Origin of the sequence: Weissella coleopterorum, assembly GCF_011304355.1 — a bacterium.
In the GTDB taxonomy this organism is placed as follows: Bacteria; Bacillota; Bacilli; order Lactobacillales; family Lactobacillaceae; genus Weissella; species Weissella coleopterorum.
The window spans coordinates 1,415,181-1,427,303 of the sequence record NZ_CP049888.1 but is presented as its reverse complement, the minus strand read 5'-3'; the positions used below and the strand labels follow the sequence as shown (position 1 = coordinate 1,427,303).

General features: G+C 37.7%; 11 protein-coding genes. 9 read left to right on the top strand and 2 right to left on the bottom strand.

Annotation, left to right across the window (positions count from 1 at the left end):
- Positions 1–51 precede the first annotated feature (51 nt).
- Positions 52–1,359 carry an NCS2 family permease gene (locus tag G7084_RS07225; RefSeq protein ID WP_166011346.1) on the bottom strand — a complete coding sequence of 436 codons (1,308 nt, stop codon included), beginning with the start codon at positions 1,357–1,359 and terminating at the stop codon, positions 52–54.
- A gap of 260 nt (positions 1,360–1,619) precedes the next feature.
- On the opposite strand from G7084_RS07225, the gene G7084_RS07220 reads away from it, so the two are divergent.
- The 4 genes from G7084_RS07220 (at position 1,620) to G7084_RS07205 (ending at position 6,193) form a co-directional block, all read left to right on the top strand.
- Entirely contained in the window at positions 1,620–2,924 is a 1,305-nt protein-coding gene (locus tag G7084_RS07220) for an adenylosuccinate synthase (RefSeq protein WP_166011344.1), read from the top strand.
- Positions 2,924–3,466: a hypoxanthine phosphoribosyltransferase gene (hpt, locus tag G7084_RS07215; protein WP_166011342.1), complete on the top strand. Its 543-nt coding sequence runs from the start codon at positions 2,924–2,926 to the stop codon at positions 3,464–3,466. The genes G7084_RS07220 and hpt overlap by 1 nt, the downstream gene beginning before the upstream one ends.
- Before the next feature lie 236 nt (positions 3,467–3,702).
- Positions 3,703–4,596 carry an ABC transporter ATP-binding protein gene (locus G7084_RS07210; protein WP_166011747.1) on the top strand — a complete coding sequence of 298 codons (894 nt, stop codon included), beginning with the start codon at positions 3,703–3,705 and terminating at the stop codon, positions 4,594–4,596.
- A complete protein-coding gene (locus tag G7084_RS07205) occupies positions 4,586–6,193 on the top strand; it encodes an ABC transporter permease (protein ID WP_166011340.1) in 1,608 nt (535 codons plus the stop codon). The genes G7084_RS07210 and G7084_RS07205 overlap by 11 nt, the downstream gene beginning before the upstream one ends.
- A gap of 46 nt (positions 6,194–6,239) precedes the next feature.
- On the opposite strand, the gene G7084_RS07200 is transcribed toward G7084_RS07205, so the two are convergent.
- Entirely contained in the window at positions 6,240–7,028 is a 789-nt protein-coding gene (locus G7084_RS07200; protein WP_166011338.1) for a hypothetical protein, read from the bottom strand.
- Between the two features lie 268 nt (positions 7,029–7,296).
- Here G7084_RS07200 and G7084_RS07195 point away from each other — a divergent pair, with 268 nt between their 5' ends.
- The 5 genes from G7084_RS07195 (at position 7,297) to G7084_RS07175 (ending at position 12,027) form a co-directional block, all read left to right on the top strand.
- Positions 7,297–7,728: a GtrA family protein gene (locus G7084_RS07195; protein ID WP_166011745.1), complete on the top strand. Its 432-nt coding sequence runs from the start codon at positions 7,297–7,299 to the stop codon at positions 7,726–7,728.
- Positions 7,718–8,539 carry a Cof-type HAD-IIB family hydrolase gene (locus G7084_RS07190; RefSeq protein ID WP_166011336.1) on the top strand — a complete coding sequence of 274 codons (822 nt, stop codon included), beginning with the start codon at positions 7,718–7,720 and terminating at the stop codon, positions 8,537–8,539. Before G7084_RS07195 ends, G7084_RS07190 begins: the two co-directional genes overlap by 11 nt.
- A 23-nt stretch (positions 8,540–8,562) precedes the next feature.
- Complete coding sequence (gene uppS, locus G7084_RS07185) at positions 8,563–9,333, top strand: undecaprenyl pyrophosphate synthase (protein WP_166011335.1); 771 nt, start codon at positions 8,563–8,565, stop codon at positions 9,331–9,333.
- A 14-nt stretch (positions 9,334–9,347) separates the two neighbouring features.
- Positions 9,348–10,148: a phosphatidate cytidylyltransferase gene (locus G7084_RS07180; RefSeq protein ID WP_166011333.1), complete on the top strand. Its 801-nt coding sequence runs from the start codon at positions 9,348–9,350 to the stop codon at positions 10,146–10,148.
- Between the two features lie 157 nt (positions 10,149–10,305).
- Positions 10,306–12,027: a proline--tRNA ligase gene (locus G7084_RS07175; protein WP_166011331.1), complete on the top strand. Its 1,722-nt coding sequence runs from the start codon at positions 10,306–10,308 to the stop codon at positions 12,025–12,027.
- Positions 12,028–12,123 lie beyond the last annotated feature (96 nt).

The window sequence follows — 12,123 nt, the reverse complement described above, 5'->3', positions numbered from 1 at the left end:
TAAAAAAAGATTTGAACAACATTGTTCAAATCTTTTTTTGTATGATCAAGATTAACGGGCAATAATAAATAAGAAAATTAAGAAGATAATGCCTAATCCATACATGATATTAGGCACTTGTTTCTGACGATGAGTTGCCCACATAGTAATCGGATAAAGAATGAAGCCAAGAGCAATTCCATCAGCAATGGAGTAGGTTAGAGGCATACCAATGACAATTAGAAATGCTGGTGCAGCGATTGCAAAGTCGTTCCAATTGACATCTTTTAAGTTTTTGGCCATCAAGACCCCAACCACCACTAAGGCGGCTGAAGTAACTTGAGGTGTTACCACAGCAAGAAGAGGAGAGAATAGTAAAGCCACGAAGAATAGTAAACCAGTATAGACTGAAGTTAACCCTGATCGTCCACCAACGGCAATTCCGGCAGATGATTCAACGAAGGCTGAGGCGGGAGAGGTTCCAGTGATGGCTCCTAAGGTCATTCCTAAGGCATCAGCACCGAGCGCTTTACCGATGCGGGGCATCTTGCCATCTTTCATAAAACCAGCTTGAGTTGCTAAACCGATCATGGTTCCAGCGGTATCAAAGAAAGTTACTAATAGGAAAGTTAAAACAACGGTTCCTAATTGAATACTATTAATATCACCTAAATGTTGAATTGAAACACCAAAGGTTGGGGCTAGTGATGGGGCCGGCGCAAGTAATTGCGTGGGTAATTTAATGAGTCCAAAGAGCATTCCGGTAATGGAAGTTAACACCATACCAATAAAGATCGCAGCTGAGACGTTTTTAGCCATTAAAACAAAAGTTACGATAATCCCAAAAATAGCTAAGAGAGATGTGCCTGAAGTTAGATGACCTAACGACACCATCGTATCAGGGTTAGCCACAATTAATCCTGCTTCATGCAACCCGATGAAAGCGATGAAAAGACCAATTCCAGCAGCGATTGCTACTTTGAGATCTTGTGGAATGGAATTGATGATTTTTTCACGGACTTTAAAGAAAGTTAATACTAGGAAAATCAAGGCGGCAACTAAGACACCCGCAATGGCCGTTTCCCAAGGAATTCCCATTCCGACAACCACAGAATATGAAAAGAAAGCGTTAATTCCTAGTTCTGGAGCAATTGCAATCGGGTAATTGGCAAAAATTCCCATAAAAATAGTCGCAACGGCTGCGGTGATTCCGGTGGCGGTAAAAACAGCTCCCTTATCCATACCTGAAGCACATAAAACTGTTGGATTGACAAAGAGGATATAAGCCATTGCCATAAAGGTAGTTACCCCCGCGATAAATTCGCGACGATGGGTGGTCTTTAGTTCAGCCAGATGAAAATAGCGTGCAATGAAGTTCATGAATGATTCTCCTAAAAATAAATATAAATTTATAACAACAAAGTTATATTATGCGATTAATATGTAAAATAGTCAATAGCAAAAGACGAACTATCTGCGTTTTTTAAATAATAAAAACGGCTAATTTAATTAACTATTGTAAAATAATAGGAAAAAATTGCTGAAATACGAAATATCTGCTATCATTAATCTGTAAAATACGAACAAATGCAAAAAATGTGTTATTGATTTATTAACTTATATAGTAGGAGGAAGCAAAAATGGCAGGAGTTGTCGTGGTTGGTGGCCAATGGGGTGATGAGGGTAAAGGTAAAATAACTAACTTTATTGCGCAAGAGGCTGATATGGTCGTTCGGTATCAAGGTGGAAATAATGCAGGACATACGATTTATGTTGATGGCCAAAAATTTGAATTATCTTCGATTCCATCAGGTATTTTTGATCCTCAAAAATTAGCGGTGATTGCTAATGGATGCGTTGTTAATCCAAAAGCATTACTAGAGGAATTATCACAAATTCAAAATCAGGCTGTTCAAACCACGAATTTACGAATTTCGGATCGTGCCCACGTTATTTTTCCTTATCATTTAGCCTTAGATCAATTAGCGGATCAAAAAAAGGGGAATCAAAAAATCGGAACAACCGGTCGAGGGATTGGTCCGGCTTATATGGACAAAGCAGCGCGGACAGGTATTCGGATGATTGACTTGTTAGATGAAGAAGTTTTGCGGGAGCGTTTAGAGGCGGTCTTAGCAGAAAAAAATGAAATTTTAGCTAAAATTTATCAACATAGTGGGTTTGAGGTGGAAACATTAGTGCAAGAGTTTTTGGCCTATGGAGCAAAATTACGGCCTTATATTACAGATACAGCCGTGTTAGTTAATGATTACTTACAAGCTGGGCGGCGAGTACTATTTGAAGGTGCACAAGGTGCATTATTAGATATTGACCATGGAACATATCCTTATGTTACATCTTCATCACCAATTGGTGGTGGGGCGACTATTGGAGCCGGAGTAGGTCCGACTAAAATTCAGAATGTCATTGGTGTCATGAAAGCCTATACTTCCCGAGTGGGGGATGGACCATTCCCGACGGAACTTTTTGATGCGACTGGCGATCAAATTCGGGAAGTAGCACATGAATATGGGGTTGTGACTGGACGCCCGCGTCGCATTGGCTGGCTAGACACTGTCGTGATGCGTCACGCTGCTCGTGTAGGCGGGTTTACGCATTTATCATTAAATTCATTGGACGTGTTATCAGGGATTAAAGTTCTGAAACTAGCAGTAGCCTATGAAATTGATGGCGAAAAAATTACACATTATCCAGCTTCATTTAAAGACCTAGAACGCGTAAAACCAGTATACGAAGAATTACCTGGTTGGGACGAAGATATTACAGAAGTGAAGCGTCGAAGCGATCTGCCACAAAACGCCCAACGATATTTAGCTCGAGTTGAGGAGCTAATTGAAACCCCATTATATACATTTGCGGTGGGACCATCAAACGAACAAACTAATATTTTGTTTGATCTATGGACAGAGGCCGAGGATAAAATCTAATGGGTAAAATTGGACGCACAATTGTAACAACTGATGAAATTAAGCAAATGGTGGAACGAGTCGCATCTGAGATTGATCAAGTATATGGAAATGAATTTGATCAAGTTCTTTTTGTTGGAGTGATGAAGGGAGCCTATTTATGGATGGCGGATTTGTTGCGGGCAATCAATGCTGATGTGCAGATGGATTATGTTCGTGTTGCCAGTTATGAAGAAGATCATTCAACGGGTGAAGTTAAAATCATTCATGATTTAAAAACGGATGTTCGTGGGAAAAAAGTAATTCTATTGGATGAAGTAATTGATAGTGGGTTAACTTTGCAGTATTTACAAGAGACATTATTAAAACGGGGGGCAATAGAGGTCACGCGAGCTATTGCGGTGGATAAACGACCACAAGCAATTCAAGAAGCTGACCCAGTTGAATTTATTGGAACGATAGCTCCTGATGAATTTTTAATTGGCTATGGAATGGACTATAATAATCATTATCGAAACCTACCATATATCGCAGTATTGGAGTTCAACCCACAAGTCGTTTGAAAAACAGAGTGGGACTTAATTCACAGCATAAAAGATATTTCAGTAAGTAATCATAACTAATGATCAACTTGTAAAGTTGGTGATTAGTTTTTTATTTGGCTTAATTGAATTCATTTATCTTGAGAATGGACAAAAATTAGTAAATAATAAAGATAAGAAATATATTTTTATTGAAAATACTTGTAGATTTGGCATAATTAAGATATAAAACGTTATTTAAAGCCATGAAGGGACTTATTATGACAAAAATATTAGAGGTGAATGATTTAAATAAGAAATTTGGCCGTTTTCAAGCTCTGACAAATGTTTCTTTTAGCTTAAATGAAGGTGAAGTCTTTGGTTTTTTGGGGCCAAATGGTGCTGGAAAATCAACCGCAATTCGAATTATTTTAGGTTTATTACGTCCTAGTTCAGGAGAAATTACCATTTTAGGAAAAGATGCTACCAAAAAAATTGTTAAAACGCATCAAAATTTAGCCTATGTCCCGGGGGATGTCTATTTGTGGCCGAATTTGACGGGTGGTGAAATTATTGAATTATTACTAAAAATGGGGGGGCATCCGCGGACAAAGCGGGTGGATGAACTAATTCAATTATTTGAATTGGATCCAAGAAAAAAAGCCCGGACTTATTCAAAAGGAAATCGGCAAAAAGTGGCGTTAATAGCGGCTCTTAGTATGGATGTAGCTTTATATATATTTGATGAGCCAACAAGTGGGCTTGATCCGCTCCAAGAGCGTCATTTTCAAAATGAAGTTTTGAAATTAAAAGCTGCCGGAAAAACAGTTCTGTTGAGTTCGCATATCTTATCTGAAGTTGAAAAAATGGTCGATCGGGTGGCGATTATTCGAAAAGGTCAGATTGTTGAAACCGGTTCATTAGCTGATATGCGGAAACATGCCGCTTTATATGTCCATGCTAAGGTGCAAGATAGTACGGTGTTTGAAAAATTTGATCAGTTTAAACAAGATGGAGATGAGATTAGTTTCACAGTGACTCGGGAACAATTACCAGTGGTGACAGGTCAATTAACTTTGCAGGGTGTTTCGGATTTGATGGTTACGCCTCCGACATTAGAAGATCTTTTTATGCAGTATTATGATGCAAAGGAGGGGGCTGATGAAGAATAATTTGGGGCGTCTGATCCGTGCTAATCTGAAAAATGATTTGAAAATTTCTGTAATTTGGTTTGTCATTATTGTATTGATGATGGGATCGGGGCTTATCAAATTGGTTGATTTATATGGAACTCAAGTTGCTGTTCAACAATTGGCAGCGATGTTAGATACACCAATGATGACGGCCTTATTTGCCAAAATTCCAGCCGGTCCATTGAATACCGCCGTGATTTTTGGGGCGATCATGTTACCCTTGATGGCGGTGATCATGGCTCTGATGAATATTCAAATGGTCCTACGAAATACAAGGCAAATGGAAGAAATTGGTGAAACGGAGTTATTATTGTCCAATGTAATGCGTCCGCAAACGCCACTTTGGGCGGCCATTATGGAAATTGTCTATTTAAACGTAATTAGCGCAGGTGGTGTCTATTTAATCTTATGGATGATACCTATGCATGGATCTTCAGTGACCGGTAATTTATTATTTGCTGTTTTAGTTGGTTTAAGTGGCTTGTTTTTTGCTGGAATTGTGCTGGTCGCAGCTCAATGTTTTGCGGAAAGTCGCTCCGTTCAACTTTTTAGCTATAGTTTCTTAGGGGTAGTATATCTTTTGCGCTCAGTCATTGATGTGCAAAATTGGCACCAAATTGAGTGGCTTTCACCTTTTAATTGGTTGGAAGCCAGCCAAGTTTATTATGGTGATATTTGGAAGTACTCGATTTATTTAGGGGTAGCTTTCATTATTTGTGGAATGCTTAGTTTAATGATGGTTAAGCGACGAGATCTAGGATTTGGAATTTTCAAATCAACTGGTCGTGGTCGCAACCACGCCCCATGGTTCTTACGTGGATGGCTTACTTTATATTTACAACTAGAAAGTAAGCTGATTTGGGGCTGGGGAATCGGCATTATGATTGTTGCTGGAATGTTTGGAGGTTTGTTTTCAAGTGTGGGCGACATGCTGAAAAATAATACCTCAATTAATCAAATTATTGGTGGAACAGCCAATCAAATGTTGGCACATGAATTGAATGCACACTTTTTAGTTATGATTAGCATGTTTATGAGCTTTCTAGCAGTGATAGCCGGTTGGAACTTAATGCAACGTTATCAACGTGATGTTAAAAACGGGTACTTTGAACTATTAAGTGCACAACCGATCAGTCGTTTCAAAATGTATTTAACTTATACATTGATGGGGATGATCTTTACGATTTTGTATTGGTTTGTGGGGATAACCCTAGTATTTGGAATTGCTAATTTAGTTTTAAACCAACCTCTGGCCTTAAATCTTTGGAGCCAAACAGTTTGGGGTTATTTGCCAGCGATTTTGATTTTTAGTGGAATTGCCAGTTTCTTTCTAGGTTGGTGGCCTAAGTTATTTGGTGTGCTATATATTTATGGTGGAGTGATGTTTTTAATCACATATTTAAAAAATTTATTGGATGTTCCAGTGAACTTTTTAAAAATATCACCGTATGGTTGGATCTACAATTTACCCGTGGTACATATCTCAGAAAAATTATTATGGGGGATGATCGGCATCTCGATTGTTTTATGGTTAATAGGTCTGTTGGGCTTTAAATGGCGAGATTTAATTTTATGATTTCATAAAATAAGCACTTAAACTAATGTTTAAGTGCTTATTTTGATTAATGAGCTTGTTGTAAGAAAATTAATAGAACGGTGATCGCTTGCAAGATTGTGAAGAAAGGCATGCGATATTGTTGCTTTAAATCTAAATTAATGAGTACCGTCCAAGTGAAAATCAAGATGATAAGGGCGATGAAAGTCCAGACGTTCCAAGGCAATGATAAAATATTTAGTAGTAAGATAGTTCCAAAAACTAATGAAGTGATTCTTTTCTCTTTGCCATCAGGAATGAAAATGATGCACATGTAGAAAAGATAGCACAAGAAGAGAGGAAAGAGACTAAATAGAAAGGGCTTTGTTAAAAAAGTGTTTTGTTGGTAAAAAATCACAACTGGTAAAGAAAGCGTTGCTAAGCCAGAAAAGAGAATTAGACCAAAAATATTCTGTAAATTGAGCCATTCTAAATGGATTAGGACAAGTGCAATCGGCATTAAGATTAAGATAATGACCTGTTGAATCGTCATCTCACGGTATAAAAAGAAAAGTAAAATAAATGGTACGATTAACAGTAAGTAGTTTAGAATACTCTTAAATTGACGATTAAAGGTAATATAGATGGTTAGGGCTAAAAAGATGGAATACGTCATTAAGAGTGGATTATTTTGCCATTGTCCAGCCGTTAGCTGTTTTGAATAAATGAGGGGATATGTCCACCACATTAATAGCTGCGCAATGGAACCCAAAACAGGGGTAACCCAAATTGTCTTATAGTTAATTCGTTGCTTCGTTTTTCGCGAACGGTGTGCACGATTTGGCTGATGATTTTCATATTCAGTTACAGGTGGCATAGTTCAATAATCCTTTTTAATAGTTTAATAATTATTTATTTAAATGATGTTTTATTTTATTATAACGTTAATAGGCCACTCTGGATGTCTTTTTATGAAAAAATTGAATAAAAAATAATTAGTTAATTATGATGTTTTATTCGCAGATAATTAATTCAATGTTACAATTAAAAAATATTTAAAACATTGAATGGACTTTATTATGGTTTGCAGTGTCTGTAAAGCTTGGAAATGATTGTAGTGAGTCTGTGGATTGAGGATAAAAATGATAAAGACATTTTGGCAGATATTTAATAAGTATCAAACACAAATTTTATATTTGTTTTTTGGTGTAATGACGACCGTGATTAATATTTTAATTTATGGAGGATTACATTTAGTCCACACGCCATATCAAATTGCCTATTGGACAGCGTGGTTTGTGACCGTTCTTTTTGCCTACTTAACCAATCGACGATGGGTTTTTAGTTCTCAGGCGCGGGGGTTTAAGCAAATTAGCGTCGAGGTTTTTAATTTCTATCTAGCTCGTTTTATTACTGGGATCTTAGGATCAGGAATTATGATAATCGGAGTAAGTTGGTTACATCAGAATGATTTTATTTGGAATATCATTCAAAACGTTTTTGTCATCATTTCAAATTATATTTTGAGCAAGTGGTTTATTTTTAAGAATAAGGAGAAATTGAAATATGACGATTAAATTAATTGCAACGGATTTGGACGGGACTTTTTTAAGAGATGATAAAACATTTGATATTAGTCGCTTTAATCGTTTATTAGATCAAATGGACCACCAAAATATTAAGATGGTTGTAGCAACTGGAAATAAGGTTGAACAGACATTGCAATATTTCAAACATGCCCAAACAGATCGTTTAACCTATATTTCAAGCAATGGGGCAATGGTTTCAGATACAAAAGAAGTTTTATATAAAAGACCAGTTTCAAAAGACCAGATTAAAAAAGTTTTGGATTGGAATACTCAAACCCGAGCCAAAATGGAAAATCTAATTATTCTATCAGGAATTGAGGCTGCTTATGTTTCAAATCATGCGACTCCTGAAATGATTCAAGCAGTTGAGCAATTTTATCCCAAGGTTATTCAAGTGGAAAAGTTTCTCGAAGTAGAAGATGATATTTTAGTAATGGAATTAATTTGGCCAGAAAATGCAAATGTCAAAGATTTCGTAAAAGTTTTACGGCAGACTTTTGGGGAGGAGTTGCATACGACGGGTTCAGGCTTTGGATCAGTCTCAATTTTAGCAGCGAATACCAATAAAGAAACGGGGTTGGCAGCATTAAGTCGAATTTGGCAAATTAAACCTGAGGAAATGGTGGCATTTGGTGATAATAGCAATGATTTGGAGATGTTACGCTATGTTGGGAATCCATTCGTGATGCCTAATGCCGAGGAATTTATGAAAGAACGAATTTCACAACAAGCGCATGCGGATAATGAGCATGATGGGGTATTAGAAACGATTGAAAAACTTTTAGCTGATCAAGCATAAGCTGAAGACAAGGAGATTATTAGATGTTTTTTAACAAAAAATCACCTAGCAAATCAACAGAAGTCGATTTAACGCGGGTTCCAAAACATATTGCTATTATTATGGACGGCAATGGGCGCTGGGCGAAATCGAAGGGCCTTCCCCGGGTTGCTGGGCATCAACAAGGAATGGAAGTGGTCAAAAAAATTACGATCGCGGCCAGTGATCTAAATGTGAAAGTTTTGACCTTATATGCGTTTTCCACTGAAAACTGGAAACGACCAGCGAAGGAAGTCGGCTTCTTAATGAAGCTGCCAACTCGTTTTTTTGATACTTTTGTCCCCGATTTGATTAAAAATAATGTTAAAGTAAGTGTGATGGGTTATATTGATCAATTACCTTTAGAGACACAAAAAGCAGTCGAACAAGCAGTCGAACAAACCAAAAATAATACAGGAATGATTTTGAATTTTGCGTTAAATTATGGTGGACGGGCTGAGATTGTTACGGGGATGCAAAACTTAGCCCAGCAAATTCAAACTGGAGCGTTGCAGCCAGAACAAATTGATGAGCAACGGATTAGCGATGTTTTGATGACAGCTTCATTGAATTCGTATCGAGACCCTGAACTGCTCATTCGAACAAGTGGTGAACAAAGAATTTCTAATTTTTTGTTATGGCAATTAGCGTATAGTGAGATGGTGTTTTTAGATCAGCATTGGCCAGATCTAGATGCAGAAGATTTGAAACAAGCTATTGTAATTTATCAAAATCGAGATCGTCGATTTGGTGGAATTAAAGAAGATAAAAAGTAAAAGAGGATATTAAAATGAAAACTCGAGTTATTACAGCGGTAGTGGCATTATTAGTTTTTATCCCAACCATTTTATTGGGTGGAACACTTTTAGAGTTTGTTGCTGCTGGTTTGGCAGTGATTGCGATGAGCGAAGTAGTCTTGATGCGAAAAAAACTCTTTGTTTCGTTTGAAGCAATCATTTCCATGGTGGGCGTTTTCTTAATGGCACTCCCGGCTGAAGTCTGGAAGCAATGGAACCAGTTTCTTCCTGTTGGATTGCGATTTTCATCATTGTTATATATTTTCATTTTGTTGATGTTGTTTCATACCGTTATTAGTCGCAATCATTTTAGTTTTGAGGATGCGGGCGTATTTACTTTGGCGATGATGTATATTGGAATGGGCTTCCATTTCTTAGTCCAAGCCCGTGAAGCCGGAATCAGTGTGATTTTATTTGGAATGTTGATTGTTTGGTTAACTGATTCAGGTGCATATATGATTGGTCGCAAGTTTGGGAAAACCCCATTAGCTCCTCGCTTAAGTCCTAATAAAACTTGGGAAGGTTCAGTTGGGGGAACCGTTGTAGCGGTAGTTGTTATGACGATTTATACTATTTTCTTCCCTCAAGCTTACAGCCTTCCCATTATGGTGGGAATTATTTTGATTTTATCGGTAGCTGGTCAGTTTGGTGATCTGATTGAATCAGGGTTAAAGCGTTACTATAAAGTGAAAGATTCTGGAAATATTTTACCCGGTCATGGGGGGATTTTAGATCGCTTTGATTCTATGATTATTGTAATGCCCATCTTGTACTTGCTGGGTGGAATGCAGTAGTCTGAAATAGAACAATATTATCTTATTTTATTGCTTTTGGTTGATTTCATTTATGAGTTCAACCTTTTTCTTTTAGTTCAATTGAATTATCGGTGAACATGGTTCTTATTATGGTAAAATAAGAGACAATCTTATTATTTAATCTAGGAAGGTAATTATGAAACAATCCAAAGTTTTTATTCCAACGCTACGTCAGGCACCAGCCGACGCTGAGGTGATTTCCCATCAAATGATGCTACGAGCTGGATATATGCGTTCAATTTCAGCCGGTGTATATGCATATTTACCACTAGCGCAACGAGTTTTAAATAAAATTGAAACTATTATACGTGAAGAAATGGAACAGATTGACGCAATTGAGATGTTAGCGCCAACTTTGTTGCCAGCTGAACTATGGCAAGAATCTGGTCGTTATGAAACTTATGGACCAGACTTGTTTAAACTTCACAATCGTCATGATCGGGATATGATCTTAGCACCAACCCATGAAGAAGTTATGACGGAACTCATCCGTGATGATATTAAGTCGTATAAACGATTACCATTGACAATTTATCAAATTCAAAATAAATTACGTGATGAGCGTCGACCACGTTCAGGTTTGCTTCGCGGTCGTGAATTCCTAATGAAGGATGCTTATTCATTTTCTGTTGATCAAGCGGGACTAGATGTTGCTTATAAAAGTATGGAACAAGCTTATACTAAGATTTTTGATCGAGTAGGCTTAAATTATCGAGTCATCGTGGGTGATGCGGGAGCAATGGGTGGTTCTGACTCTAAAGAATTTTCAGCACCAGCTGCAGCCGGAGAAGATATTATTGCATATTCAGAAGAATCTGATTATGCAGCTAATCTGGAAATGGCTAAAGATCTTTATACCCCAAACAAGTCGCATGCCGCATTTGCGGAATTAGAAAAAATTGCGACACCTGAGGTTAAGACAATTGATGAATTAGCTGATTACTTAAATAAAACGAGCGATCAATTAGTGAAGACTATCTTGATGATGGCTGATGATAAGCCAATTCTTTTGCTAATTCGGGGAGATTACGAAGTCAATGAAGTGAAGGTTTCCCATTTGACGGGAGCCAGTGAATTGCGGATGGCGACTGAAGACGAAGCTCAAAAATTGTTGGGTTCTTCTTTTGGGTCATTGGGGCCAGTTAAGGTTGATGCTGAAATAAAGATTATTGCTGATGAGTGGATTCAAGATATGGTTAACGTTCCGGTTGGCGCGAACGAAGCTGGATTCCATTATTTAAATGCTAATCTCGAACGTGATTTTCGGGTAGATGAGGTTGCCGATATTCGAACAGCAATTGAAGGCAATCAAACGATTGATGGAAAAGGTAAATTGATTTTTACTAAGGGAATTGAAGTCGGTCATATTTTCAAACTAGGTACACGTTATTCAAAAGCTTTGGGAGCTCAAGTCTTAGATAATAACGGCCGTCAGCAAGATGTGATTATGGGTAGTTATGGAATTGGCGTTTCTCGTTTGCTAGCCGCCATTGCGGAACAGAATGCGGACGAAAAAGGTCTAGTTTGGCCTAAAGCAATCGCTCCGTGGGATGTACACCTGGTCCCAATTAAGTATACTGACGTAGAACAAGGAGCTTTAACCGCACAAATTCAAGCCCAATTGGTTGAAGCGGGCTACGATGTCTTAGTGGATGATCGGAACGAACGTCCTGGTGTTAAATTTGCGGATTCGGATTTAATTGGATTACCAGTTCGCATTACGGTTGGTAAAAAAGCAAATGAAGGTATTGTGGAAGTCAAGGTCCGTACAGCCGATGAGTCAATTGAGGTTCGCGTTGATGAGTTAGTGAATACACTTTCAATTCTTTTGCAAGCAAATGATGAGATCAGTGAATAAGTAAAATGTTAAAATAAAGAGGCGTTACTATTGGAAGTTGTTCTTGCCAGTGGAATGCCTCTTTCATTTAGTATAGAATAAATTAAGTTTTAATCG

What these genes read in the sequence shown, in the direction of transcription:
- G7084_RS07225 (WP_166011346.1), bottom strand. Translation starts at nt 1,359, where the DNA reads ATGAACTTCATTGCACGCTATTTTCATCTGGCTGAACTAAAGACCACC.
- G7084_RS07220 (WP_166011344.1), top strand. Translation starts at nt 1,620, where the DNA reads ATGGCAGGAGTTGTCGTGGTTGGTGGCCAATGGGGTGATGAGGGTAAA.
- hpt (WP_166011342.1), top strand. Translation starts at nt 2,924, where the DNA reads ATGGGTAAAATTGGACGCACAATTGTAACAACTGATGAAATTAAGCAA.
- G7084_RS07205 (WP_166011340.1), top strand. Translation starts at nt 4,586, where the DNA reads ATGAAGAATAATTTGGGGCGTCTGATCCGTGCTAATCTGAAAAATGAT.
- G7084_RS07200 (WP_166011338.1), bottom strand. Translation starts at nt 7,028, where the DNA reads ATGCCACCTGTAACTGAATATGAAAATCATCAGCCAAATCGTGCACAC.
- G7084_RS07190 (WP_166011336.1), top strand. Translation starts at nt 7,718, where the DNA reads ATGACGATTAAATTAATTGCAACGGATTTGGACGGGACTTTTTTAAGA.
- uppS (WP_166011335.1), top strand. Translation starts at nt 8,563, where the DNA reads ATGTTTTTTAACAAAAAATCACCTAGCAAATCAACAGAAGTCGATTTA.
- G7084_RS07180 (WP_166011333.1), top strand. Translation starts at nt 9,348, where the DNA reads ATGAAAACTCGAGTTATTACAGCGGTAGTGGCATTATTAGTTTTTATC.
- G7084_RS07175 (WP_166011331.1), top strand. Translation starts at nt 10,306, where the DNA reads ATGAAACAATCCAAAGTTTTTATTCCAACGCTACGTCAGGCACCAGCC.